Here is a 26,915-nt window from a genome sequence, read left to right as displayed (position 1 = left end):
CAACGGGGATGGTGCTGTGGGACGGTGTGAGGGCTGTGGGATGAGTCGGATGATGGGCGTCAGGCGGTGGCCGGTGCCGGCGAGGCAGCGGCCGCGCGCGAGCGACGTGTGGTGGTCGGTGCGCGAACCCCCGCGGGGACGGCGGCGTGCTGGAGCAGGGCGAAGATCAGGTCGACGACCAGGGCGAGCACCGCGACGAGGATCGCCCCTCCGAGCACCTGGTCGAACTTGCGCAGCGGGATGCCCTGGATGATCGGCCAACCGAGTCCGCCGAGATTCACGTAGGCGGCGATCGTGACCGTGGCGATCACCTGCAGGAGAGCCGCGCGGATGCCGCCGACGAGCAGCGGGAGACCGAGCGGGACCTCGACCTTCCAGAACACCTGCCACTCGGTCATGCCCATCGAACGCGCGGAGTCGAGCACGCGACGGTCGATGGCTTCGAGGCCGGTGTAGGCGCCGGCGAGGAGCGAGGGGATCGCGAGGAGCACGAACGTGATGATCGCGGCCTCGGGAACGCGGAGCACGCCCAGGATCAGCACGAGCAGCACCATGAGACCGAAAGACGGGATGGCACGTGCCGCGCCGGAGACCGCGACCGCGATCTCACGGCCCTTGCCGGTGTGACCGATGAGCCACCCCAGGGGAATCGCGATGATGCCGGCGATGAGCACCGAGATCAGCGTGTAGTACATGTGCTGGCCTAACAGGATGGGCAGCGAGTACGGCCCCTCCCAGCGGTCAGGGGAGAAGAGCCAGGCGAAGGCGTCGGTGAACACGTTCATGCGGCGGTCCTCAGGGTGGCGGCCTGTCGTGCGGCCGACGGTGTCTTCGCCGCGCGCGTCCACGGCATCAGTGCGCGACCCAGGAGAAGGAGCAGCAGGTCGATCACGAGCGCGATCACGACCACCGCGATGACGCCGGCGAACACCTCGGCGAGGATGCGACGCTGCAGGCCGTTGGTGAACAGGTAGCCGAGGTTGTTCACCCCGACCAGGATGCCGACCGTGGCGAGGGAGATGGTGCTGACGGCTGCCACGCGGAGACCGGCGAGCACGACGGGTCCGGCGAGCGGGAAGTCGACGGTCCAGAACCGGCGGAAGCCGCCGTAGCCCATCGCGGTGGCGGATTGCCGGATGGCGGGGTCGACCGAGTCGAGGCCGTCGGATACCGCGCGCACCAGGATCGCGACCGCGTAGATCGTGAGGCCGATGATGAGGTTCACGGGGCTGCGGGCGGGATATCCGGCGACGGACGGGAGCAGGATCAGCAGCGCGAGCGAGGGGATCGTGTAGAGGAGTCCGGTGAGAACGATGACCGGCCCCTTCACCAGCTGATAACGCCATGCGACCCACCCCAGCGGCAGCGACAGCACGAAGCCGAGCACGATGGCGATCGCGCTCTGCTGCAGGTGGATCCCGGTCAGCTCGAGGATGAGGCCGAGATTGTCGCCGATCCAGTTCACGGAGCGCCCTTCGTCGCGCTCTCCTCGCTCAGAAGCGCGTCGGTCACGGCATCAGGAACATCGATGATCGCCCCCTGGGTGCGACCCTCGCCGTCGACCACCACGGTGCCGTGCGGCGTCTGCTTGAGGTGCAGAGCACGGCGTCCGCGTTCGGCGCCGATGAACGCCGAGACGAAGTCGTCTGCCGGGTTCTCGATGATCTCGCTGGGGCTGCCCACCTGAACGATGCGCGCGCCCTTGTCGAGGATGACGACCTGGTCGCCGAGCAGGAACGCCTCGTCGATGTCGTGCGTGACGAACACGACCGTCTTGTCGAGCTCGCGCTGCAGCCGCAGGGTCTCCTGCTGCAGGTCGGCCCGCACGATGGGGTCGACCGCACCGAAGGGCTCGTCCATGAGCAGGATGTTCGGGTCGGCGGCAAGGCCGCGGGCCACACCGACGCGCTGCTGCTGACCGCCGGACAACTGGCTCGGGTACCGCTCGGCGAGTGCCTGGTCGAGGCCGACCGTGTCGAGCAGTTCCCGTGCGCGCTTATGGGCGGCAGCCTTCTTCACGCCGGTCAGGCGCAGCACCGTGGCCACGTTGTCGATGACCGTGAAGTGCGGCATGAGGCCGGAGTTCTGCATCACGTAGCCGATGCGTCGACGCAGGGCCACCGGGTCACCCTGGAGCACGCTCTCGCCGTCGATCTCGACCTCGCCGGAAGTCGGCTCGACCATGCGGTTGATCATGCGGAGCAGAGTGGTCTTACCGCAGCCGGACGAGCCGACGAACACCGTGGTCTTGCGCGAGGGCAGCACGAGGCTGAAGTCATTGACGGCGAGGGCGCCGCCGGGGAAGCGCTTGGTGACGTTGCGGAACTCGATCATGGGCTGGTCTCCAGTCGGTCGATCGATGTGCGAGCGGACGAGTATTGCTCTTCAGATGTCTACGGGGCTCTTCTGATGGCTACGGGCCGACCTCGACGCGCGGATCGAAGGCGACGAACCCGGAGAAGTCCTTGCCCACCCGATCGAAGGCGGAGGGGTAGGGATTCGGATACGACCAGGCGTAGTCGGTGTGGAGCTCGCCCTCGGTCTGCACCGAGTAGTACTGAGCGGCCCCCTTCCACGGACAGGTGTAGGGCGTGGGGCTCTCGACGAGCACTCCGGGCGTGATGGACGCCGGTGGGAAGTACCAGTTCCCCTCGATGCGGGCGAGATCACTCTCGTCGGCTTCGGCGATGACGGTTCCTGCGAGTACAGCCTTCATGGTCCTGCCTCCTCGGATGTGGGTATGAGCGTATAAGACGGTGCGGACATCGGGGGTGAGGGTTGCGCCGCGGCCGTCAATATGAGAAACAATCCGGATCCTGTTCGACGCGATCGGAAGAACGGATTGCCACGGACGGCGGGATCAGACCCCGATGCGGGTCACGCCCCAGTGTCGATCAGGCGGAGTCGCGGCCGTACCCCTCGAGCAGTCGCAGCCAGATCTCGCTGATCGTGGGGTACGACGGCACCGCGTGCCAGAGGCGGGCGATCGGGACTTCGCCGACGATCGCCACGGTGGCCGCATGAACGAGTTCGGCCACCTCGGGACCGACGAACGTCGCACCGATCACGACGTCGCGGTCGGTGTCGACCACGAGCCGCGCCTGGCCTTCGAAGCCGTCTTCGTAGAGGCTCGCGCCGGCGACCCAGCCCAGGTCGTAGTCGACGGCCTTCACCGCGATACCGGCCTTGACCGCCTGGGCCTCGGTGAGCCCCACGGAGCCGACCTCGGGGATCGAGAACGTGACCTGCGGGACGGCGGCCTGGTCGGCGGTGGCGACGTGACGGCCCCACGGGGCGTCGTCGACATCTTCGCCCTGGGCGCGGGCGACGATCACATCGCCGGCGGCGCGCGCCTGGTACTTGCCCTGGTGGGTGAGGAGCACGCGCCCGTTGACGTCGCCGACCGCGTACAGCCAGTCCGATCCGGGGACGCGGAGCGTGTCATCCGTCTCGATCCAGCGGCCGGGTTCCAGTCCCACCACGTCGAGGCCGATGTCACCGCTGCGGGGTGAGCGACCCGTCGCGGCGAGCACCTCGGTCGCGGTGATCTCCTCACCGCCGTCGAGGGTGATGGCCACGCCGTTCGCGCCGCGATGCACGGATGTCGTTCCCGTGCCGGTGCGCACATCGACGCCCAGTTCCTTGAGGCCTGCGGCGACACGCTCGCCCGCGAAGGGCTCCATCCCGCCGAGCAGGCCGCTGCGGGCGATCACGGTGACGGTCGAGCCGAGTGCGGCGTAGGCGGTCGCCATCTCGACGGCCACGACGCCTCCACCGATGACGGCCAGGCTCTCGGGAAGCTCTTCTGCGCTGGTGGCCTCGCGGCTGGTCCACGGGGTGGATTCGCGCAGTCCGTCGATGGGCGGGATGACGGCGTCCGATCCGGTGCTGATCGCGACGGCGTGCCGAGCTTTGAGCACGCGCTCCGCGCCGTCGGCATCCGTCACGGTCACCTCGCGCTCACCCGTGATGCGGCCGTGGCCGCGGGCCAGGTCGATGCCGGCCGAGTCGAGCCACTTGACCTGACCGTCATCCGACCAATTGCTGGTGAACGAGTCGCGACGGTCGAACACCGCGCGCACATCGAGCTTTCCGGTCACCGCCTGGGAGGAGCCTCCCACGTGCTGCGCAGCACGGAGCGCCTGCGCCGAACGCAGCAGCGCCTTCGACGGCATGCACGCCCAGTAGGAACACTCGCCTCCGACGAGCTCGCTCTCCACGATGATCGCGGTGAGTCCGCCCTGCACGGCGCGATCGGCGACATTCTCGCCCACCGGACCACCGCCCAACACGATCAGGTCGTACTCGTCGGTCTTCTCCGCAGCGTTCATGCGTCGCACCTCTCCGTGAGCCGGTTACGTGGCCCAGTCTCGCTCATGAGCAACGTCGAGTCACGGGTGAGTTGTTCCCGGCGGCGTGGCGCGGGGGAGGTGTAGACGCGGATCTAGGTGAAGTGCTGAACCATTCCTATCGTCGCGCCGGTCAGCATGAGCAGCCCAATGAGTACGCCGAATGCGCCGACGACGCCCATCATGAACGGCTTCTGGCGGCCTGCGGATGCTTGAGCGATTCGCTCAGTCAAAGCAATACGACGTCGACGTCGACACCGCAGCCTGCCCCGGCGCCGTCCACACATCCGTCAAACCCGTGAACCGCCAACCCAAGGGTTCCACCACTCTTCCCGCTGAGGTCGTGTCCGTTGATGGGGTCGGTGGGCCAGGAGTAGTCGTTCGCACCGCCGCCTTCGATGGGGTCGACTTGCAGGAACCTCCCGAGGGCGGGGACGTACAACCGCACCCCCATCTCGACCACCAGCGCCGACCCGGCCGACTCCGCCGGCTTCAACGCACCCTGATGCCAGAGTGTGTTCCCCGCCACCTGACCGGTGTCATCCGACGCGACCGTGCCGATCGCGAACGAGACCGGGTCCACGGGCTGACCAAACGGGTCCCACAACAACAGTGCACTCGTCGTGGCCCCGGTGCGGGTTACGAGGCCGTGTCCACCCAAACCGGGGAACGACCACGTCACCACCCCGGCCTGGTTCGTCCACGACACCCCGCCCGGCAACCCGACACTCCGGGTCAACTCCGCACCGGACTTCTGACCCCACACCGCATCACCACCCGCCGCATACAGGTAGCTCGTCGTCACCGCCGGATCCGCACCCGCCGGATCCATCGACCGCGACACGATCCTGCCCGACGCATCACGGACAATCCGCACCACCGTGCCATCGTCATACGTCGTCCCCACATGCCGGTTCGCGGCGTCATACGAGAACTGCATATCGCCCAGACGAACAGTGTTCCCCCGCACGTCATACACAATCTCCGACGCCGCCAGACCATCCGCCACCGTCGTCGCACCCGGGACCGCACCCGTCACCGACGACGACAACAACCGATCCGCCCAGTCATAGCAATACGACGTCGACGTCGACACCGCAACCTGCCCCGGCGCCGTCCACACATCCGTCAAACCCGTCCGATTCCCCGACATCCCCGCCGCCGCATTCGGACCACACCCACCCGACGACCCGAACCCATACGACAACTCATGCCCCGGAATCACAGCCGACACCAGTCGTCCCGCGGTGTCATACCCGTACGTCGACGAATACGACGTCGACCCCATCGACGACTGCTGCTTGACCACACGACCCGACTGCGAACGCACCACAGCATCCGACACGACCTGCCCGCCGACCAGCCACTCCTGGCCGATCACGCGCTCAGCCGCATCCCGACCCACACTGCTCAGCGCCGACCCATCCGGATACGCGACCTGCTGCAACTCCACACGTGTCATCCGACGCGACCGTCGAATCGTTCGTCAAGCCTTCAAATGCCGCGCCACTCGTGACACATCTGTACCCAGCGCCAGCGACCTGAGTGGTCTCTCGTTCGTATGGCTAGTTGCGTGATGAGCGCAGTCAGCGTGATGAGGATAATCAGTTGGTGCTTCTCAAGATAGACACCGTCGAGCTACCTTATCCAGCAGAGTGAGAAACTCAGAATAATTGAGCGGATCGACGGGAATTTGAACTCCGAACAAAGGATGATCCTCTGGCAAGCGCACGTCGACAGGTAAGCCTCGACGAGAGTCGAGTACTTGAATCCCGTACCCATAGACGATCCGCGAAAGACCAAGATTTGAGTGCCACTTAGGATCCTCAAGTGAGAACCCCATGATCACATGCGACTGGTACGAGACGTTCTTCTTTCCCCAGACGAAGAAGTCCCATCGCAGCTCTGGATGGCGATCGATCATCAAGTCACCCAGCAGCAACGCAACATCTTCGCACACGGACTGTGAGCGTCGATCGAGGTGATTACTGTCAGCGACAGGCACCATCGTTTCGATAAACCAGTCATTCAGCGACTGCACCGACTTATCACTGCCGTCGAATTCGATACCAGAATTTGCCAAGAGCGTGTGAAGTATCGCAATGCGATCGGGCTTTTGCCGCATCGACTGCTCGAACTCGGCGCGAGCGACAGAACGCGGCAGCTCAGCGAGCGACCACCACGGCATTGACTCGTTCAACGGATACTCCGCCCAACTGTTCATGGTATGACCTGCCACCGGATTCCGTTCTGAGTAAGGAAGCTCTTTAGAGGACCGCTAGGGCCCGCAAGTCCTGTCGTGGGACTCGCTGTGAAGTACCAGCGGACGCTTGTGAGATCGCCGGACGCAACCAACGCCGCGTCTTTCCGGACCTGAAGCCTAACGGAGCTTGTCAGCGAGGTGTAGCCGACCTTCGTCTCGATCCCGATGCGTCCCGAAGTTAGCACATCGATTCTTCGCATCCCCAGCCCCGGCACTGTAAAGGTCTGCTCGATCTTAGAACCAAGATTCTGCCTATTGATCTTGTCGCGAAATGCGTTGCCGTTTTGTTGATTCGTTCTGAGTGTTGTCCCCTAGTGTTCGTCGAGGATCGCGTACCGAAGTAGCTTGTGCTGGTTGGGGTGGTTAGCCCCAACCGCGCCCGCAGCGTCGCGAGATTAGGAATCCCTCCGCATCCACCTTCTACGCCACAGGGCATCCACCTTTCACCGCTGAGGTCGTGTCCGTTGATGGGGTCGGTGGGCCAGGAGTAGTCGTTCGCTCCACCACCTTCGATGGGGTCGACCTGCAGGAATCGTCCGAGGGCGGGGACATACAACCGCACCCCCATCTCGATCACCAGCGCCGACCCTGCCGACTCCGCGGGCTTCAACGCCCCCTGATGCCACAGTGTGTTCCCCGCGACCTGACCGGTGTCATCCGACGCGACCGTGCCGATCGCGAACGAGACCGGGTCCACGGGCTGACCGAACGGATCCCACAACAACAGTGCACTCGTCGTCACCCCGGTGCGGGTCACGAGACCGTGTCCACCCAAACCGGGGAACGACCACGTCACCACCCCGGCCTGGTTCGTCCACGACACCCCACCCGCAACCCGAGACTCCGGGTCAACTCCGCACCCGACTTCTGACCCCACGCCGCATCACCACCCGCCGCATACAGATAGTTCGTCGTCACCGCCGGATCCACACCCGCCGGATCTGTCGGCCGCGACGCAATGCGTCCGTCCGAGCGGGTCACTGACCTTAGTGTGCGCGCCAACGCCGCCCCGAGTCGTCTCGGTCGTCTACTCCACAGTGAACAACTCCGCCAGCGCCGCCCATAGCTGATCAGCATCTAGGCCGCGAGTGTCGGTCTGGTCAGAGCGCCAAAGTCGACCCCGCCTCCATACCGCTCGCGGACCATGCAAACGATACGAAACTCTTGCAACTTGCCGGAACCTCGCAGGTTCCGGCACCCCGTCCCGCAATCGGGGCAGGAAGCCCTGTTCGCCAGCCGATGCTTCGAAGGAAACGATCGCAAAAGATCGATCGAAGGAGATACGTCGATTCGGGTAGAGAGACGGCTCAACATAGTCGTAAGCCTTGTCAACATCCGGAACGACCGCAGGTGACAACCAATCATCAAAGATGATGACCGGCCAACGAACATCCATACCACTCACCACCAGCCTTGGAACGGCCGATGTCGCCCAATACCGCTGCCCGCGCCGCCCCCGGGGTTCCGAAAGTGGTAGTGCGGTAGCCGCCGAACGATGGGGTTCCTTGATACAGATGTGGGCATACGGTGACTGTGGATCCCGAAAGCTCTTTGCCCTCTGAACAGGAAGTCAGTACCGCGACCGCCTCCTCCCGAGAAACGCACGCCAGTTCCGGTACCGGCAATGTTCTGGTAGCGCCACGACGTTAGCTTCATTGCACCTCCTGCAAGACCACCGCCAAGACCACCCAATGCGGTACTCGCTGCTAGACCACTCCAGCTGAAGGTTCGTGTACCCGCATTGAGTGCGGTATACGACAGTGCTGCAGTTGCTGCACCCGCAACTATGCCACAGACGATTGACGCGGCGCAGGCGAGACCAGCGGCTATGCCGCCGACAACGATTCCAACGTTCAGCGCGACCCGCCACCACTCCGCTTTCCCAGTGAGATCTTCCTTGTTAATAGGGTCGGTTGGCCAGACGTAGTCGTTGTCAACGCCACCCTCAATGGGGTCGACTTGCAGGAAGCGTCCGAGGGAGGGGACATACAACCGCACCCCCATCTCCACCACCAGCGCCGAACCCGCCGACTCCGCCGGCTTCAACGCCCCCTGATGCCACAACGTGTTCCCCGCCACCTGCCCGGTGTCATCCGACGCTGTCGTCCCGATCGCGAACGACACAGGATCGACCGGCTGGCCAAATGGATCCCACAACAACAGCGCACTCGTCGCCGCCCCGGTGCGCGTCACCAAGCCGTGCCCACCCAACCCGGGGAACGACCACGTCACCACCCCCGCCTGGTCCGTCCACGACACCCCACCCGGCAGGCTGACGCTCCGAGTCAACTCCGCACCAGACCTCTGGCCCCCGCCGCATCACCACCCGCCGCAAACAAGTAGTTGGTAGTTACAGCCGGGGCATCACCCGCCGGATCGATCGTCCGCGATGCCATGCGCCCGATCGCATCGCGCGCGAACCGCACTGCTCCGACCAGGCTCGATTCTGGACCTCCTCAAACCCACGCCAGACCGGCTCCGATGACCATGACGATGACCGCGGCTCCGTACGTAACGGCGTACTCGACGATCACTCTCCGGCGCTCGACGGGCAGGTTTCGCGGACGCTTCTCTGCGGGCGCCTCATCAGATGACGAAGGCAGAGAACCGGTCTCACCCCCGTTATCGACCGGCTCGCTTGTCGTTCCCACCCGGACACGGTTGTAAATCAGCCGGCCCACCGCGGCCGCAGCCACCGCAACACCAAGCCAAATGAACGCCGCACCCAATCCGCTCCAGCTGTCAGCGGGAAGACAGGAATCTGCCCATCCAATCAATGAGCTTCCGCTGGCGAACAACACGATGAAGCCGGTAAAACCTACCATCCAAAGGGGCGCGGCGTTCATGAGACCGCGGCGGAAGCCTTTGTCGTGCCGGTATACAGCACGCATCAGCAATACCAGCCAGGAGCTGAGCACGACTGCAATAACTCCAAATCCAAAGGCGACGAGATACGAAGCTCCGGACGGAACACAACTGGAGTCCATCACTATCCTTACCAATAGAAGTTGAACATGATGGCGCAGCCTGCTCCGAGCCCACCCACGGCTCCGAATCCTCCAGAAAAGCCAGTATTCAATCCGTCGGGATCTGTCCCATAAGCCGAGCCCTCCACGTATCCTCCTGCCCCAAAGGCAGCACTGCAATTTCCGGTAATCGACGTGGTTCTGGTTGTGGGCCCGTTGAATGATACGCCCGATGATACAGAACCAGTAAACGAACCTTTCGGTCCAACACCGACACCCCAGTGGTCGTTACCAATCTCGGCACAAATTGCGAAGCAGCCCGTAGCCGCCCAACCAGATTTCGAGTTTTTCGCGATATCGCTAACGAGCGTATCCCATTCGCGACCCTGCTGATTGCTCCAGAGCGCCTTCCGTGATCGTTCAGCACTTAGCTCTATTCTCTTAAAGTAGCTCAGTTGCCGTTTGATGACTTTCGTTATCGACTTTCTGCCACCATCTTCGCGCGGAGCTATAGACCACTTCTTCCCGCTGAGGTCGTGTCCGTTGATGGGGTCGGTGGGCCAGGAGTAGTCGTTCGCCCCACCACCCTCGATCGGGTCGACCTGCAGGAACCGCCCGAGGGCGGGGACATACAACCGCACCCCCACCTCCACCACCAGCGCCGACCCGGCCGACTCCGCAGGCTTCAACGCCCCCTGATGCCACAGCGTGTTCCCCGCCACCTGCCCGATGTCATCCGACGCAGTGGTGCCGATCGCGAACGTCACCGGGTCCACGGGCTGACCGAACGGATCCCACAACAACAACGCACTCGTCGTGGCCCCGGTGCGAGTCACGAGCCCGTGTCCACCCAAACCGGGGAACGACCACGTCACCACCCCGGCCTGGTTCGTCCACGACACCCCACCCGGTAACCCCAGACTCCGGGTCAACTCCGCACCAGACTTCTGTCCCCACGCCGCATCACCACCCGCCGCATACAGTCACTCCGTGGCGCCAGCCTCGCGCTGATTCGAGATGCCACGTAGGCGCGTCAGTCCGGTAGAGATAGCGCCGTCGACCCGCTCCAGGTACTTTTGGGGAGTCTTATCTGATCTTCGCATTGGCGCCAGGAGCCGCAGGCTTCCGTATCTCTCATCCAGCGCATGAGCCTCTAGCGCGGCCTCCACTTCAGAAGGCGGGTCGTCCAGCTCGGTCCAGTTATTGCGAATTCGGATTAGATCCGCGATAAGAAGCGTCTCGCGTTCGATCTCAGAGGGAAAACTCTGCTCAAACTCGCTCTCCAGGATCACATGCCCCCGCTCATAGTCGTCTGAAAGCAGGAGTCCGATCTCCTCTTCCTCGGCGCTTGCGGCTCCCGCCTTGATCCTTGCTAATTCGACTTCGACTACGTCACTGATGCCAAGTTCGCCGAAATGATGGAGTTCTGCGACCACCCCCATTGTCATCAGATGAGGTCCAAAAATCTCAAGGTAGTTCACCGTCTTGACCCCCTCCAAAGCTGGTGTGTCAGGTTCCCGCCACGTACGAACCACTCTTGTGTTCCCGGGCGGCCATTAGTGGACATGGGCATACGCACGAAGGTAGTCCTCACGCCGTCGCCACCCCGGCCTCTGGTTACGGTAGCGCTAGTTCTGATCGACTTCCGAATCAACGCAGAACTGCCATACCCATGCCAGCTGTCCTGTTTCAAGGCGCTACCTGTAGGTCGAGCTCTGATCACTGACTGATAGCCGTATTCACGCAAGACGCGCGTCTCTGCACGAGCAACCAGCGATGCCACTCTGGTCAGCTTCGCGGCCTGACTACTGACTCGCACCGCACCAAGAACCAGTCGCGCAGCCAGCAGCCCGACCTTGATCGCCGCACCAGCAGCCGTCCCAACTCCAGGTACGAACATTATCGCTGTCGACACCACGTCCAGCGCGAAGAGCCAATCGAACTCACCGTCCAAGTCGGCGCTTCCGATCGGGTCGGTGGGCCAGACGTAGTCGTTGTCCACACCGCCTTCGATCGGGTCGACCTGCAGGAACCGTCCGAGGGCGGGGACATACAACCTCACCCCCATCTCGACCACCAGAGTCGACCCGGCCGACTCGGCAGGCTTCAACGCCCCCTGATGCCATAGCGTGTTCCCCGCCACCTGCCCGGAGTCATCCGACGACACCGTCCCAACCGCGAACGAGACCGGATCCACCGGCTGACCAAACGGATCCCACAACAACAACCCGCTCGTCGTGGCGCCGGTGCGAGTCACCAAGCCGTGTCCGCCCAAACCGGGGAACGACCACGTCACCACCCCGGCCTCGTTCGTCCACGACACCCCACCCGGCAGGCTGACGCTCCGAGTCAACTCCGCACCGGACTTCTGCCCCCACGCCGTGTCACCACGCGTCGCATACAGGTAGCTCGTCGTCACCGCCGCATCGGCACCCGCCGGATCCATCGACCGCGACACGATCCGTCCGGTCGCGTCCCGCACGATCCGCACCGTCGTGCCATCGTCATACGTCGTCCCGATGTGCCGGTTCGCGGCATCGTACGAGAACTGTATATCGCCCAGACGAACCGTGTTCCCCCGCACGTCATAGACAATCTCCGACGCCGCCAGACCATCCGCCACCGCCGTCGCACCCGGGACCGCACCCGTCACCGACGACGACAACAACCGATCCGCCCAGTCATAGCAATACGACGTCGACGTCGACACCGCAGCCTGGCCCGGCGCCGTCCACACATCCGTCAGACCCGTCCGGTTCCCCGACATCCCCGCCGCCGCATTCGGACCACACCCACCCGACGACCCGAACCCATACGTGAACTCATGCCCCGGAATCACAGCCGACACCAAACGGCCCGCCGTGTCATACCCATACGTCGACGAATACGACGTCGACCCCATCGACGACTGCTGCTTGACCACACGACCCGACTGCGAACGCACCACAGCATCCGATACGACCTGACCGCCGACCAGCCACTCCTGACCGACCACCCGCTCCGCCGCATCACGACCCACACTGCTCAGCGCCGAACCGTCCGGATACGCGATCTGCTGCAACCGCTGCAGGGCGTCATACGTCACCGACGCGAGCTGCTGCCCATCGACCGTGACCGTCTTCACCTTGCCGTCGGCATCGTACGTGTACGCGGTCACCGACGCCGCACCACCGGCAGGAGTCGTGGAGATCTGCGTCACACGCCCGGAAGCCGGGTCGTATGTGGGCGTGGTGACCGTGCCCCACACATCCGTGTAGCTCACGGTCCGACCGAGCAGGTCGGTGACCGTCGTGATCGTCGAGTCATTCGGCGAACCCGCGACCGACACTCCGCCCGTGACGGTGGTGTATCCACCGTTCGTCACTCGAGCTTGCGCGGATTCCTAGACCGCAGAAACCGTCCGCACCCGCCGGCCGTCGGCGAACGCACGCGGGTAGGCCCGTCGGAGTGCGACCACGACCAGCGTCGCCGCGACCACCTTGATCAGGTCTCCCGGCAGGAAGGCGAGACTCGACAGCGCGGTGGGTCCGAGCGGCACGCCGGTCACGAGCGCCTGCACAGGGATGCCGAATGCGTAGACGACGAGCACCCCTCCCACGAAAGCGGCGATCGCGGAGCGCCACCAGGTGAAGCGACCCGTGCGCATGAGCAGGCCGATCACGACGACCCCGGCGATCCAGCCGACGAGGTACCCGGCACTCGGTCCGACGAACACGCCGAGGCCTCCACGACCACCCGCGAGAACCGGAAGTCCGACCGCGGCGAGCGCGAGCACCAGGACCACGGCGAGTGGCGCGAGACGCGGCCCCAGCACGAGTCCGGCGAGCATGACCCCCAGGGTCTGCGCCGTGATCGGCACGCCGCTCGGAAGGGGCACGATCACCGTGCCGAGCACGACGATCAGTGCGGCGAAGACCGCGATGCGGCCGAGCGAGGCGCTTGTGTCGGTGGCGCGGGGCTTGGTCATGAATCCTCCTGAACGCCGTTCACCTGAACGGTGTTCATTAAAATAGGGACGCCCGCCCTCCGCACGCAAACCCGCCCAGGAGTCCTCACGTCTCTCACCCCGACGCTGCGCCGCATCGCCGCCGACGACCCCGACCGCCCGGCGATCGTCGGCCGCGATGCCCACCTGACGTACGGCGAGCTCCACACCGAGTCGCGCCGAATCTCCGCTGCCCTCCGTGGCATGCTCGCGAGCATCCCCTCGACGTCCGGAGCGGACGGCCACTCGACCCACCCGCCGATCGTCGGTATCTGCCTGTCCGCCGCATTCGACACGGCGCGCGCCGTCGTCGCGGTGGAGGCGGGCGACCGCATCCTCACCGTCGTCGACGCGCAGTGGCCCGTCGCTCTGCAGATGCAGTCGATCGTCACATCCGGGATGGCTGCCATCATCACGGATGTTCCTCACCTCCGGCACGCTCTGCGCGCGAGCGGGTGGCCCGGTCTGGTCTTCGACCTCGCCGACCTGCTGGACGACGGATCATCCGCGCCCGGGGCACCGACCGACGACGCTCCGACCGACGGCCCTCCGATCGACACCCCGTTCCTGCTGCTGACGTCATCCGGTACGACGGGCGCGCCGAAGGCGTTCCTCAAGACGCGAGCGCAGTACGCGGCGAACATCGAGGTGTCGCGTGAATACCTGGGGGCGGGTGACCGCGTCACGACCTTCGCACCCGGGCCGATGTCGTACAGCCTGACCCTGTACACACTGTTCGAGGTACTCGCCACGGGCGGTCAGCTGCACGTCGCCGACGGCCTGGACGAGCTGTGGCTCTCCTCCCGCGTGCACGACGAGCGCATCACGCGCCTCGTCACGATCCCCGCGGCGGTGACGACACTCGTCGACGCAGCCCTCCGCCATCCGGGACGGTACGACGGCATCGAGCTCATCGTCACGGGAGGGGCGGCGCTCTCCGCATCGACGCGAGCCGACGTCGCCGAGGCGCTCCCCCATGCCCGGAGCATCGGCTACTTCGGCACCGGCGAACTCGGCTTCATCGGCGACGATCGCGCCGGCGACGAAGCCATCCGGCTCTACCCGCAGGTCGAGGCCCGCGTCCGTGGCGATGACGGCGACGACCTGGCTCCCGGCGAGCTCGGCAGTCTCTGGGTGCGCTCGCCCTCCTGCTCGACCGACTACCTCCCAGGGACGACACCGACGGTGTTGACGGACGCTGACGGCTGGGCGAGCGTGCACGATCAAGGGCGACTGCGCGGGCGCGACTTCACGTTCGTCGGCAGAAGAGGCGACGTCGTCACCACGGGCGGGCACACCCTCGCACTCGACGACGTGGAGCGCGCCTTCGACGGGATGCCCGGCCTCAGCGCCTGTTGCGCGATCACCGAGAGCGACGAGCGTCTCGGCACGCGGATCGCGCTGGTCGTCGAGGGCGTCGCCCCACCCGCCGCGGAGCTGCGCAGGTGGGCGAAACAGCATCTCGCCTCGGCATCCGTTCCGCGCCGCTGGTACGCACTGTCGGAGCTTCCGCGCACCTCCGGCGGGAAGATCCGTCGCGCCGCCGTCGCGGATCTCGTCGCGCTCGGAAAGGAGCGAGCATGAACGGCAGGCGATCCGTGGTCATCACCGGTGTCGGCGCGGTCACACCGAGCGGACTGACGGTATCGGCGTCGTGGGCGTCTGTGCGCGCGGGACGAAGCGGCATCACCCGCCTCCCTCCGGAGATCTCCGGCTCAGGCCCTGTGCAGGTCGGCGGAATGGTGCGCGGTTTCACCACCCCTGTCGATCTGGCGGCATCGCTCGCCCGGCACCTCACACCGATGCAGCAGTGGGCGATCACCGCCGCCGATGAAGCACTCGCCGACGCGGGCGTCCCCGGGCAGCCGTGGCAGGCGGATGCCGGGCAGGTGATCGTCGCGACCGGTTCCGGGCCGGTAGATGCGACCGTGCGAGCCGCGGGCGCGCTGCGGGACCACGGGGCGCGTCGGGTGCCGCCGGGGCTCACGGTGTACGGAACGGCGGATGCGATCGCCGGCGTGCTCAGCAGACGATACGGATTCCTCGGTCAGACCCACGCGGTCGCCGCGGCCTGCGCGAGTGGAGCGGTCGCGATCGGGGAAGGTCTGCGCCGAATCCGTCACGGGTATGCCGACAGGGTGCTGGTCGTCGGGATGGAGGATTGCCTCGGCCCGCTGCATCTCGCTGCCCACGCGAACCTCCGCTCGGTCGCGACGGGCTTCGGCGACGACCCCTCGTCGGCCTCACGCCCCTTCGACCGCGCCCGCACGGGCTTCGTCATGGCGCAGGGCGCGGCCGCCGTACTGGTGGAATCCGCCGATGCCGCACGGGAGCGCGGCGCTCGAACGCTTGCGACGATCGCCGGATTCGGCGCGACCAGCGACGCACATCACGCCACCGCGCCCGACCCTGCCGCCGCGGGGGCGACGAGAGCGATCGCCGCCTGCCTCACCGACGCCGACACGGACGCTGCAGAGGTCGACCACGTGAACACGCACGGCACGGGCACCGTCCTGGGCGATGAGGCCGAGCTGGTCGCGCTCACGCAGGCGCTCGGCCGGAGAGCATCGTCCGTTCCCCTCACCGCGACCAAGTCGACGACCGGACACCTGCTCGGCGCGGCCGGCGTCGCCGAGGCCGTCATCGTCGCGATGACGCTCCGCGATCAGGTGTTGCCCCCGACGATGAATCTGTCGCATCCGTGTGCCGACGACTGGGACTTCGTACGCGACAGGGAAAGACCGCATCCGGTCCGCACCGTGCTGTCGACCTCGTTCGGCTTCGGCGGCCACAACGCGGCGCTGATGTTCACCGCGAACGACTGAATCGCGGCGAGGTCAGCGCACGGGAAGGAAGTGCGTCGGGGTCGGAACCTGCGCCTCGTGACGGATACCGAGGGGCGCGCCCGTGCGCTCGTCGAGGTCGATCAGCGTGATCGTGTCGGAGCGCTGACCGGCGACGAGCATCTTGCCCTCGTGCACGAGATGGTGCCGCGGCCAGTCGACACCAGAATCGGCGAGCGCCACGGATTCCAGAGACTCGCCCCCACCCCGCACCCGCAGCGCGGCGATGGTGTTGCTGCCGCGCAGAGCCGTGTAGAGGAACTGTCCGTCGCGCGTACGTGCGAGTTCTGCCGGGAAGTCCGTCCCCACCTCGGCGATCGGGCTCGTCAGGGTCACCGACACGACACTCCAGATGCCGTCTGCCGCGCGCGCGAGGGTGAAGACCTCGCAGGAGTACTCGGTGACCACGTGCAGGTGCCCGCTAGGGTGCAGGACCATGTGCCGCGGTCCGGTGCCGAGCGGGAGCACGACCTCGTGGTCGAGCACGAGCCCACCGCCGCTCTGCCGCCAGAACCGCACGAGGTCGAAGCCGAGGTCGGTCGTGGCGACGCGTCCGTCGGGCAGGAAGACGGCAGCGTGCGCGTGGGAGACGCGGTCGCCGCCCACCCCGTACGGGTCGATCGCGGCGACGCCGTCGCCGGGCGGAGTCGCAGCGGGAGCATCCGGGTCGGCGTCACCGAACAGTGCTGCGCGGAGCGCCGCCGCGGCATCCGGCTTCGGAGGCACGATACGGCCTTCCGCATCCAGGTCGAACCGCACCACGCGACCGTCGCCGTAGCAGCTGGCGATCAGGGCCGAACCGTTCGGAGCCACCGCGACGTGGCAGACGTACTGGCCGACCGACGCGGGCGCACCCAGCGGCGCAAGGGCGGCTTCCCCCGCGCGGGAGAACGCCTGCACCGCGGAGTCGCCCTCGAGTGCCGCGTAGACGACATCGAGGGTCGGATGCTGCGCCAGCCACGACGGCGACGGCGTCTCGACCACGGCACCGCGGTAGGCGAGAGTCGAGGCCTCGCGGCCCTCATCCCCCGCGAGCAGGCCGATGCCGTCGGCCGAGCCGTCCATCGCGGCACCGTAGCCGCCCAGCCAGAAGCGCGTCACGGGCGCGGGTCAGTCGAGCAGACCGTGGCGGACGATGACCTGGTCGCGCTCCGGGCCGACGCCGATCACCGAGATGCGCGTGTTGCTCATCTTCTCGAGCGCCAGCACATAGTCCTGCGCGTTCTGCGGCAGGTCCTCGAAGGTGCGCGCGACCGAGATGTCTTCGTTCCAGCCGGGGAAGTACTCCAGGATCGGCTTCGCGTGGTGGAAGTCGGTCTGGTTGACCGGCACCTCGTCGAAGCGTTCGCCATCGACGTCGTAGGCGACGCACACCGGGATCTGCTCGAGACCCGTGAGGATGTCGAGCTTGGTGAGCACCAGGTCGGTGATGCCGTTGATGCGCGTCGCGTAGCGAGTGATGGGAGCGTCGTACCAACCGACGCGGCGCGGACGGCCGGTGGTGGTGCCGAACTCGAAGCCCTGCTTGCGCAGCCACTCGCCCTGCTCGTCGAAGAGCTCGGTCGGGAAGGGGCCGGAGCCGACGCGGGTCGTGTATGCCTTGACGATGCCGACGATGCGGTCGAGCGCACCGGGGCCGACGCCCGCACCGGTCGCCGCGCCTCCTGCAGTCGCCGAAGACGAGGTCACGAACGGGTAGGTGCCGTGGTCGATGTCGAGCATCGTGGCCTGGCCGCCCTCGAACACGACGACCTCGCCGCGGTCCAGGGCCTGGGCGATCAGGTAGCCGGTGTCGGCCACCATGGGCCGCAGCCGCTCGGCGTACGACAGCAGGTCTTCGACGACCTCGTCGGCGGTGATCGCACGGCGGTTGAAGATCTTCACCAGCAGATGGTTCTTCTGGTCGAGGGCGCCCTCGACCTTCTGGCGCAGGATGTTCTCGTCGAACAGGTCCTGCACACGGATGCCCACGCGGTTGATCTTGTCGGCGTACGCCGGGCCGATGCCGCGGCCGGTCGTGCCGATCATGCGCTTTCCGAGGAAGCGCTCGGTGACCTTGTCGAGCGTGCGGTGGTACTGCGTGATGATGTGCGCGTTGGCGCTGACCTTGAGTCGCGAGACATCGATGCCGCGAGCGGCGAGCGCCTCGAGCTCGAAGAACAGCACCTCGAGGTCGACCACGACGCCGTTGCCGATGACGGGCGTCACGCCCGGAGACAGGATGCCGGAGGGCAGCAGGTGCAGCGCGTACTTCTCATCACCGACGACGACGGTGTGCCCGGCGTTGTTGCCGCCGTTGAACTTCACCACCCAGTCGGTGCGCTCACCGAGAAGATCGGTGGCCTTGCCCTTTCCTTCGTCGCCCCACTGCACGCCGACGATAACGATTCCTGGCATGGGTAACCCCCTGGCTTTCGCCGGGTTTGCACCGGCCGATGAGCTGGCCCTCTTCGGGCGGTCCCATCCTATCGGGAGGGCTTCGGTGCGCCTTTCGGGGGAGCGTCGGGGGCGGTCAGAACACGTACAGCTGGCCGAGGATCAGAATGACCACGAAGAACGCGACGGCGATCGCGCCGATGATCGTGAGGGTTCGCGCCGAGAGCTTCGCGACACCCCACCCCACGAGGAAGGGAAGGGCGAGGAGCATGATCGCGACGATCCACCAGAACGCCGTATAGCCGCCGACGGTCGCCTCCGACAGTCGGCCTCCGAACAGCTGCTGGGACATCGGATGGGTCGCGAAGCGCACCGCCGCGCTGATCGGGACACCGACGAAGACGAACACGATGAGTCCGATCAGCGCGCCCCACAGCGCCGGGCTGCCACCGCCGCTCAGCACCCCTCCGTGAAGTTCGGGCTGATGCTGCCGCTGGTTCTTGTGCTCCGTCATGGCACAGGAGCCTATCCGTCTGGATGCACGCAGGGTGGTCGATTCCCCACTCTCCGCCGGCGCGGGCACAGAAGTCACCCGGGTGGAAGTACCAGGGATTGCATGTTTCGCCCCATCATCGACGGCCCACACGCAAGGCGATGTCGGTTCGCGCCTCGGCGGCAGTGCGGACGAATCGGTCGATGCCCTCCGGGTGCGCATCGCTGACGTTCAGCAGCACGTGGAACGGGATGGGCGGACGCGCATAGATCTCGGGGCTGTCCACGGCTGCAGACCAGGATTCTCCGGCCGAATGGAGCGTGCGCAAGAACGCTTCGACATCAAGGGGATCGTCGACGAGAACCTCTTCCGCGCGCTCGACGACGAGCACGTAGGCCTTGGCCGGCAGCCACTCGTCCAGAGATCGGAGGCAGTCGCTCAGCGCCGACCAGTTCTCCCCGAATCCGTCGAAGAACTGGAGCGCGGCTCCGAACTCGTTCATCAGTCCTTCGTAAGAACGCATCTTCCACCCGCGGAGCGTCCGCACACACGCGTCATCCAGCTCGGCCGTCATGTAGAACGACGATGGAATCCACTTCTCGCGCCCCTGCTCGCCGTGTCCGACGTACACCCACGGACCTTCCGTCGCCCAGAGGAAGCCCCTCGCGGTCGACGTCGGGCCGACCTCTCCCCCTTCGAGCGTCATCGCCGCCCCTCGGCGGCTCGGTTCCGTGCGTTGGCCTCGATCTCTCGCACCCGCGCGTAGTGCGCCTCGATGCGCAGGGCTTGCGGTGATTCGGGGGCGGGATACCTCAGAGACGCCGGCATGACCGCGGCCGCCTCGGCGCACCGCCCGTCGCCTGCGGGATCGAGCACCCCTCGGAAGCCGGCGGGGATCCACGGATCGCCGCTCAACCGAAGGAGCTCCTCCGCCTCGGCCGGGTGCTCCGTCCAGCGGTGCAGAGTCCCCTGGCCGTTGGCCTTCGTGCGGATGGGATCGAGATGCGGAGCGACCATCTCGGCGTATTCCGGCTCGAACCAGGTCATCCATTGCGGCGCGGTCGGCAATCCGCTCCACGGGTCTTTGAGTTTGACGTCCATGAGCGGGTGGGCGGTTCCGTACCGATTCGTATTGACCTCGGCGAACGCGAAGAAGGCCCCGGTCCGTTCGGCGAGTGCGACGAAGAACGGCTCGATGGCGTCAAGAGCTTTGAGCTTCTCGAGCCGATCGAGCTCGAACTTCAGTCGGATCGATTGAGTTCGGCGCTCCAGGTCGTTCGTCCAGCCGTCGATGGTCCCGTGCTCGATCGGCTTGCCCGCGAGGATGAGATCGCCGAGGTAGCAGTTTGCGCGGTACATCCCGTCAAACGTCGCATCGTCGTCGCGGGGGAACCTCCCCTGAAACGGTTCGTGCGTGCCGAATCGCGACGGCACCCCTGGTCTGAAGAACTCGCGCGCCGTGCGGAGGTAGATCGCGGCGAGATCCTTATCGTGTGTGTCATCGAGCAGTCGGTACCAGCGCAGATGCAGGAAGCGGGGGCGCTGCGGCTGCGGTTCCGGCTGCGGTTCCGGCTGCGGCTCGTAGGTCTGCGGGTCGATCACCGTGCCGTCGACGCGCTCCGCCAACCGTGCGGCGAAGGCCGACGCCGTCGCCAGCTTCGTCTCGTCGACGCTGAACGAGAACCCCGCTCCCGACGTGACGTCGTACGACACGTGGATGCTGTAGAGCACCGTCGCATCCGCGACCTCGGTCCACTCCGCCGGGATATCCTCCGGCTCCACACGATCGGGGCCGTCGAGCTCGAACGCCATCTCGCGGGTGCGCTTGTCGACGATCGACGAGATCGTCTGCGATCGCCGATCGACCTTAGCCTTCAGCCCGCGCAGTGACGAAACCACTTTCGCCAGGTCCCTCGCCGTCAACGAGACCTTCCCGTACACCTCGAGGTCGTATGACACCTATCCCGCCTTTCGATTCGTCTGTCTCGTCCTGCCGGAAGCGCTCCACACGCTCCGATCGCAGGCCCTGTCACTCCCCCCGCGGAGAGCGACAGGGCCTACGAAGAGAGCAGAGGCACGCCGTCCGAGGAGCCTCCTACGGTGCGGTCACCCAAGGCTCGCCGAAGACCCATGCGGTGTCAGGGATGTAGTTGGCGGCGTCGTCGCCGTTCGGCACTCCCGCACTGAACGTCGCACCACCATAGACGAGACCGTTCTGGTGCATGCGAAGCTTGCGCCACGGATCACGGGCGGCCGGGAAAGAGAGTCCCACGCCGAATTCCGCGTCCTCTGCGCACCAGGTCGCGTTACGGCTGCTGGTCGCAGAAGGCGTGGCCAAGACGATGTAGCCATCCGTCGTCGTGGAGATGTTCAAGTACTTCCCGGGAGATGCGACCGACTCGAAGCTGTAGCACTGTGGATCCACCAGCCCCTGCACTACCCGGAACGTCGCTGCTTGACGCTGAGCGAGCGGTGAGGAGGCAGTGACGTTGCCGACGGATGCTTGCGCCGCGGCAGGCACGGCCGTCAAGGACTTCCCACCGACGACGGTGCGCAGCGAAACGTAACTGCCGATCGTCGCGACGTCGGAACGCATCTTGGTGACGTTCTTGTACGTCCATCGTTCGACGCTCGCGCCCGTGGCGGCCCGCAAGGTGAGAGTCGTCGATGTCGGCGCTGTGAGCACCTTGCCGGAGGCGACGTTGACGATGCTCACTCCGCCCGAGGGCTGGTCGGCGAATGTCCACTGCTGACGAGTGTCAGTCGTAGCGCACGCAGCCTGCACGACCCCGCTGCCCGCAGCATCCGAACTCGCGGCGCACATGGGGTGATGTGCGTAGTTGCGCAGGCCGAACACGGTCGGTGTGATCTCGATCAGTTCCCAGCGGCGCATCTGGGGGTTCAGGGTGCAGCCCACAGGAGCCAGGACAGCCCCGGCGTTCGGACTCGAGGCCGCGCTCTTCGTCGAGAAGCATGTGCCTGGTTGGCCGATGCTCTCGATCTCGAAGACCTGACCTCCTGCGAACGTGGGCGCGGCCCAGGGCTCGCCGATGACCCATGCGGTATCGGGAACGTAGCCGGCCTGATCATCGCCGTTGGGCACGCCCGCATTGAAGCTGGCGCCGCCGTAGACGAGACCGTTCTTGTGTGAACGCAGCATCCGCCAGGAATCGCGAGCCGCGGGGAACGAGAAGCCGACTCCGTGCGCCGCATCCTGCGCACACCAGGTCGCGTTGCGCGTACTGGTGGGAGAAGGCGCGACCAGCACGATGTTTCCGTCTGCCGTCGTGGAGATGTTCAGGAACTTGCCCGGCGAGGCGATCGACTCGAAGCTGACGCACTGCGGATCGATCAGACCCTTCACGACCCGGAACGTCGATTCCTGGCGCAACGCGAGAGGTGACGTCGCGACGACATCCTTGACGTTCGCCTGGGCGGTGGTGGTCGCGGTGAGGGACTTGCCTCCGACGGCCGTGCGCAACGATACGTAGCTTCCCACGGTGGCAGCGTCGTAACGCATCTTCGCGACGTTCGTGTACTTCCATCGATCGACGTTCGCGCCGGAATCCGTCTTCAGCGTGATGGCCGTCGTCGAGGGCGCTGCGAGAACCTTGCCGGACGCGATGTTCACGACACTCACCGTGCCGGCGGCCTGCTCGCGGAACGTCCACTGCTGCTTCGGATCGGCGGGCGCGCAGGCGGCCTGCACGAGGGCGCTGCCTGCGGCATCCGAACTCGCGGCACACATCGCGCGGTCGACGTAGTTGCGCAGGGCGAAGACGGTCGGAGTGACCTCTACGAGCTCCCACCGACGCATCTGGCCGATGAGCGTGCAGCTCGACGGAATCACCACAGGCCCCGCTGAAGAGTTCGACGCTGCGTTCTTGGTCGACATGCACGCGCCCGCCTGAGCGATGCTCTCGATCTCCAGCACCTGACCGGCGCTGATTCCGGCGAGCTTCCGGCCGTTCTCGATGGTCGCGGTGACCCAGGGTGCGATGACATCGCCGCGGGTCGCCGTGATCGATGCGGTGCCTGCGGGGATGCCGGAGCCGTGGCAGCCAGCCTGTGATGCCTGCGACGCGACAGCGACGAGTGTCTTCGTGCCGTTGATGTCGCGGATGCCGGGGGCGCCGCCGTCACCGAGACAGAGCGAAGCACCGGAGGCTGCGGTGGTCACTGTGGCCGTGTTGAGGGACGTGACCGGGTAGGTGTTCGTCCGAGAGGTGAGCGGGACCCAGACGGATGCGGTGCGCCCGAAGCCCGTGAACGCGATGTCCTGGCCTGCGACCGGGGCGGCCGTCGCGACCGGCATCGGGGTGATGTCATCGACAGGTGCCTCCAGCTTCGCCAGAACCACGTCCTGACCGTTGCCCGCGGGCTCCAGGTGAGTGATCTTCACGCCCAGATCGCCGGTGCCGCTCATCGTCTTGTCGTTCGCGACATCCGGGCCGAACAACGCCCGTGCCGGAGCGGCAGGGGCACCCGCAGCGAGGGTCGTCGGGTCGGCCGCGAAGCAGCTCGCCGCAGTCAGCACCCACGAGCGGTCCACCAACGTGCCCGTGCAGGATCCCAGACCCGTGCGGATCTTCGTGATCGCCGTCCGCGGGTGCGTGGTGGTGGTCGCAGGGACGTCGGTAGACACCGCGTTCACCTCGATCACCACGACCGTCGACTGACCAGTCTGATTCTGGTCGACCGTGCGACGTCCGTTGGCCGGCACCGGGATCTCCGTCTCCGGACCACCCGCGACCGAGTACGTGACATCCATCGGCTGCGCGCCGGCCTTGACCCCGAACGATGCCGCGATCTCCAGATTCAACACCGCCGGACGGAACACGGCCTCGAAGCACACCTTCGCCTTCTTGCCGGCCATCTGATACTCGACCTCGACCTGCCCGGTCCCGGCCGCGCACGTGACGACACGCAGACCACCGTTGCCATCCTTCAGAACGATGCCCGCGGCCGAACCCACCGAACCCCCGTCCGGATACGCTCCGGACTCCACGAGATACCCGGGAGCGTCATCCGCCACCGCAGAACTCACGGGGACCGAGACGAGCAACGCCGACACCAACGCCGCCGCCACCCCCACAGCCGTGATGCGGCCCCGACGGGGAGATCTCAACGAGAACATGCAATGCCTTTCAAGAAGCCTGGGGTTCAGGACGCGTGAGTGATGTCTGTCTGCAAAAAGAGCAGCCGTTCAACTGAGCAGACGGAGAGCGTTCCACCCGCTGTTGAGGTTGGTCGGGCCCGTGAATCCTGTGGCTGTGCCCGGGTAGATCCAGAACGCACCCGTGGTCTGGCGGGCCAGGATGTCGGCGATGCCGTCACCGGTGTAGTCGAGCCCGCCGGTGATCACGGTCATGATGTTCCAGCCGTTGCCGACCTGCGTCGGCGTCGTGAGATTTACGCCGTCGCCGAGGAATCGCCACAGCAGGCCGTTGGAGTCGCGAGCGACGAGGTCGCCCTTGCCATCGCCGTTGAAGTCGCCGGCGAGCAGAGAAGTCATATGCCCCCAGCCGGCGTTGAAATGCACCCCGGCTGCAAAGCTCCCCGCGCCGTTTCCCGCATACAGGTAGATGTTCCCGTTGGTGCCGCGGCCGATGAGGTCGGCGCGTCCGTCGCCGTTGAAGTCGACGCCTCCGGTGAGCAGCGCCGTTCCGGGCCAACCCGAGCCGATGAGTGATCTGCCGACGAAGCCGTTCGCCCCATCACCCTCGTAGAACCAGATGCTGCCGTCATTCCAGGTCGCGACGATATCGCCGTTGCCGTCCGCGTTGTAGTCTCCGTGGACGATCGCGGTGACCGCTTCCCAACCGGCGCTGCCTGTCGACTGCTGGGTCCAGCCACCCGTCCCGCTACCCAGGTAGAGGTAGAGCTGGTGATTCGACGCCGAGACCGACAGAACGTCGGGCTTGCCATCGCTGTTCACGTCGAACGAGGGCTTGATCACCGGCGCTGCAGCCGCGACGGACCCCCGGTACTCGAAGTGGTTGTGCGTGCAGGCGGCGTCGAACTGCGACCATCCCGCAGGTGTCGTGGTCCTCGGGCGGCAGCTGAGCTGTCCGATCCCGCTGGGTGCAGGCAATGCCGCGAGCATCGCCGCTCGCAGCGCCTGATCCTGTGCCGTGTTGCCTGTCGAAGCCACGCCGTTCACCACGCTGATGTCGACGGCGTATCCGCCGCCGTTCCGCGAGTGATAGTCCGCTTTCGCAGCCCCCGGAGTGACGCAGTACTCGTTCAGCGAAGAGATCGTGATCGAGAAGCCCTGGTCGACGACGACCTTCTTCAACGCTTCGAGGAGGACCGGGTCGATCGTGCAGTCGCGAACCTGGTTGTCGACGATGTTTCCCCTCACCTTGCCCGCCGCGTACGCCTGAAGCTGCGTCATGATCTTCGGCTCCGCGGTGATGCGGCCGCTGTCGACGAGCTGCTGAGCGAGGACCTTGGTCGCCGCCGGCACGACCACCGTGTCGAGGCCGTTGCGGATGGTGGCGGCGACCCAGCCGGAGAGGGTGTCGCCGCGGGTTGCGGTGACGGTTGCGGTGCCGGCGGGGATGCCGGAGCCGTAGCAGCCGGCCTGTGATGCCTGGGATGCGACAGCGACGAGTGTCTTCGTGCCGTTGATGTCGCGGACGCCGGGGGCGCCGCCGTCACCGAGGCAGAGAGAAGCACCGGCCGCTGCAGCCGTCAGCGCGGCCGTGTTGACGGCCGTCACGGGGTAGGTGTTCGTGTGCGAGGCGAGGGGGACCCAGACGTTGTTCGTGCGGCCGAAGCCGGTGAAGGCGAGGTCTTGACCCGCGGCAGGTGCCGATGTCGCGATCGGCATGGGGGCGATGTCGTCCACTGCGGTGTCGAGCTTCGCCAGAACAGCATCCTGACCGTTGCCGGCGGGCTCGATGTGGGCGACCTTCACACCCAGATCCCCGGTGCCACTCATCGTCTTGTCATTCGCGACATCGGGGCCGAACAGCACCCGCGCCGGAGCCGCCGGGGCACCCGGGACCAGCGTCGCCGGATCAGCTGCGAAACAGCTCGCCGCCGTCAGCACCCACGACCGATCCACCAACGTTCCCGTGCACGAACCCAGACCCGTGCGGACCTTCGTGACAGCGGTCCGCGGATGCGTGGCCGTCGTCGCCGGCACGTCAACCGCGGGGTCGGCCTTCACCTCGATCACCACGATCGTCGACTGACCCGTCTGCAGCTCGTCAACCGTGCGACGCCCGCCCGCCGGCACTGGGATCTCCTTCTCCGGACCACCCGCGACCGAATAGGTCACATCCATCGGCTGCGCACCGGCCTTCACACCGAACGACGCCGCGATCTCCAGATTCAACACCGCCGGACGGAACACCGCCTCGAAGCACACCTTCGCCCGCTTGCCCGACCTCTCGAACTCCACCTCGACCTGCCCAGTCCCCGCCGCGCACGTGACGACACGCAGACCACCGTTCCCGTCCTTCAGAACGATCCCGGCGGCCGGACCGACCGCGGCCCCATCCGGATACAGCCCCGCCTCCACGAGATACCCCGGAGCATCATCGGCGACTGCCGAGGTCATGGGAACCGAGACGAGCAAGGCCGACACCAACGCCGCCACCCCCACAGCCGCAACACGACCACGACGGGGA

At 66.1% G+C, this 26,915-nt stretch carries 22 protein-coding genes; 2 read left to right on the top strand and 20 right to left on the bottom strand.

What is annotated here, in order from left to right; genetic code table 11:
• Nucleotides 1–59: 59 nt before the first annotated feature.
• The 13 genes from MicroSTF_RS12930 to MicroSTF_RS12875 all read right to left on the bottom strand — a co-directional run bounded on the left by MicroSTF_RS12930 (nt 60) and on the right by MicroSTF_RS12875 (nt 13,545).
• A complete protein-coding gene (locus MicroSTF_RS12930; protein ID WP_322956113.1) occupies nt 60–785 on the bottom strand; it encodes an ABC transporter permease in 726 nt (241 codons plus the stop codon).
• Complete coding sequence (locus MicroSTF_RS12925; RefSeq protein ID WP_021200124.1) at nt 782–1,465, bottom strand: ABC transporter permease; 684 nt, start codon at nt 1,463–1,465, stop codon at nt 782–784. The genes MicroSTF_RS12930 and MicroSTF_RS12925 overlap by 4 nt, the downstream gene beginning before the upstream one ends.
• Nucleotides 1,462–2,334, bottom strand: a complete 873-nt coding sequence (locus MicroSTF_RS12920; RefSeq protein ID WP_021200123.1) for an ABC transporter ATP-binding protein — start codon at nt 2,332–2,334, stop codon at nt 1,462–1,464. The genes MicroSTF_RS12925 and MicroSTF_RS12920 overlap by 4 nt, the downstream gene beginning before the upstream one ends.
• Nucleotides 2,335–2,413: 79 nt before the next feature.
• Nucleotides 2,414–2,716 (bottom strand): DUF427 domain-containing protein, encoded by a 303-nt coding sequence (locus MicroSTF_RS12915; protein WP_021200122.1) that lies wholly within the window; start codon nt 2,714–2,716, stop codon nt 2,414–2,416.
• Between the two features lie 178 nt (nt 2,717–2,894).
• On the bottom strand, nt 2,895–4,331 hold the full coding sequence (locus MicroSTF_RS12910) for an NAD(P)/FAD-dependent oxidoreductase (RefSeq protein ID WP_322956109.1): 1,437 nt from the start codon (nt 4,329–4,331) through the stop codon (nt 2,895–2,897).
• A gap of 247 nt (nt 4,332–4,578) precedes the next feature.
• The gene (locus MicroSTF_RS12905; protein WP_322956108.1) at nt 4,579–5,811 is read right to left on the bottom strand and encodes an RHS repeat-associated core domain-containing protein; all 1,233 of its coding nucleotides are present in this window, start codon (nt 5,809–5,811) and stop codon (nt 4,579–4,581) included.
• Nucleotides 5,812–5,967: 156 nt separating this feature from the next.
• Complete coding sequence (locus tag MicroSTF_RS12900) at nt 5,968–6,573, bottom strand: hypothetical protein (RefSeq protein ID WP_136023609.1); 606 nt, start codon at nt 6,571–6,573, stop codon at nt 5,968–5,970.
• 217 nt (nt 6,574–6,790) lie between these two features.
• Nucleotides 6,791–7,309 (bottom strand): RHS repeat-associated core domain-containing protein, encoded by a 519-nt coding sequence (locus MicroSTF_RS19220; RefSeq protein ID WP_416338488.1) that lies wholly within the window; start codon nt 7,307–7,309, stop codon nt 6,791–6,793.
• 1,759 nt (nt 7,310–9,068) lie between these two features.
• Entirely contained in the window at nt 9,069–9,602 is a 534-nt protein-coding gene (locus MicroSTF_RS12895; RefSeq protein WP_322956105.1) for a hypothetical protein, read from the bottom strand.
• Between the two features lie 5 nt (nt 9,603–9,607).
• A complete protein-coding gene (locus MicroSTF_RS12890) occupies nt 9,608–10,345 on the bottom strand; it encodes an RHS repeat-associated core domain-containing protein (protein WP_315069037.1) in 738 nt (245 codons plus the stop codon).
• A 216-nt stretch (nt 10,346–10,561) separates the two neighbouring features.
• A complete protein-coding gene (locus tag MicroSTF_RS12885) occupies nt 10,562–11,059 on the bottom strand; it encodes a hypothetical protein (protein WP_136023616.1) in 498 nt (165 codons plus the stop codon).
• Nucleotides 11,056–12,942 (bottom strand): hypothetical protein, encoded by a 1,887-nt coding sequence (locus tag MicroSTF_RS12880; RefSeq protein ID WP_322956102.1) that lies wholly within the window; start codon nt 12,940–12,942, stop codon nt 11,056–11,058. Before MicroSTF_RS12880 ends, MicroSTF_RS12885 begins: the two co-directional genes overlap by 4 nt.
• Nucleotides 12,943–12,960: 18 nt before the next feature.
• A complete protein-coding gene (locus tag MicroSTF_RS12875) occupies nt 12,961–13,545 on the bottom strand; it encodes a biotin transporter BioY (RefSeq protein ID WP_029268205.1) in 585 nt (194 codons plus the stop codon).
• Nucleotides 13,546–13,575: 30 nt separating this feature from the next.
• Between MicroSTF_RS12875 and MicroSTF_RS12870 the strand changes: the two genes are divergently transcribed.
• Nucleotides 13,576–15,147: a class I adenylate-forming enzyme family protein gene (locus MicroSTF_RS12870; protein ID WP_322956100.1), complete on the top strand. Its 1,572-nt coding sequence runs from the start codon at nt 13,576–13,578 to the stop codon at nt 15,145–15,147.
• On the top strand, nt 15,144–16,388 hold the full coding sequence (locus MicroSTF_RS12865) for a beta-ketoacyl-[acyl-carrier-protein] synthase family protein (protein ID WP_322956098.1): 1,245 nt from the start codon (nt 15,144–15,146) through the stop codon (nt 16,386–16,388). Before MicroSTF_RS12870 ends, MicroSTF_RS12865 begins: the two co-directional genes overlap by 4 nt.
• A 12-nt stretch (nt 16,389–16,400) precedes the next feature.
• On the opposite strand, the gene MicroSTF_RS12860 is transcribed toward MicroSTF_RS12865, so the two are convergent.
• The 7 genes from MicroSTF_RS12860 to MicroSTF_RS12830 all read right to left on the bottom strand — a co-directional run bounded on the left by MicroSTF_RS12860 (nt 16,401) and on the right by MicroSTF_RS12830 (nt 26,845).
• Nucleotides 16,401–17,507, bottom strand: coding sequence for a lactonase family protein (locus MicroSTF_RS12860; protein ID WP_322956096.1), 1,107 nt, complete (start codon nt 17,505–17,507; stop codon nt 16,401–16,403).
• Between the two features lie 9 nt (nt 17,508–17,516).
• Nucleotides 17,517–18,803, bottom strand: a complete 1,287-nt coding sequence (locus tag MicroSTF_RS12855; protein ID WP_029260850.1) for an adenylosuccinate synthase — start codon at nt 18,801–18,803, stop codon at nt 17,517–17,519.
• Nucleotides 18,804–18,918: 115 nt separating this feature from the next.
• Complete coding sequence (locus MicroSTF_RS12850; RefSeq protein ID WP_021200112.1) at nt 18,919–19,296, bottom strand: hypothetical protein; 378 nt, start codon at nt 19,294–19,296, stop codon at nt 18,919–18,921.
• A 115-nt stretch (nt 19,297–19,411) separates the two neighbouring features.
• On the bottom strand, nt 19,412–19,981 hold the full coding sequence (locus MicroSTF_RS12845) for a barstar family protein (RefSeq protein WP_051668250.1): 570 nt from the start codon (nt 19,979–19,981) through the stop codon (nt 19,412–19,414).
• Complete coding sequence (locus MicroSTF_RS12840; RefSeq protein ID WP_029260846.1) at nt 19,978–21,234, bottom strand: hypothetical protein; 1,257 nt, start codon at nt 21,232–21,234, stop codon at nt 19,978–19,980. Before MicroSTF_RS12840 ends, MicroSTF_RS12845 begins: the two co-directional genes overlap by 4 nt.
• A 136-nt stretch (nt 21,235–21,370) precedes the next feature.
• On the bottom strand, nt 21,371–24,412 hold the full coding sequence (locus tag MicroSTF_RS12835; protein ID WP_096359335.1) for an AbfB domain-containing protein: 3,042 nt from the start codon (nt 24,410–24,412) through the stop codon (nt 21,371–21,373).
• Nucleotides 24,413–24,481: 69 nt separating this feature from the next.
• The gene (locus MicroSTF_RS12830) at nt 24,482–26,845 is read right to left on the bottom strand and encodes an FG-GAP-like repeat-containing protein (RefSeq protein ID WP_322956089.1); all 2,364 of its coding nucleotides are present in this window, start codon (nt 26,843–26,845) and stop codon (nt 24,482–24,484) included.
• Between the last annotated feature and the right edge of the window lie 70 nt (nt 26,846–26,915).

This window comes from Microbacterium sp. STF-2 (assembly GCF_034650155.1).
In the GTDB taxonomy this organism is placed as follows: domain Bacteria; phylum Actinomycetota; class Actinomycetes; order Actinomycetales; family Microbacteriaceae; genus Microbacterium; species Microbacterium maritypicum_A.
This window is presented reverse-complemented; position numbering and strand designations above follow the sequence as displayed.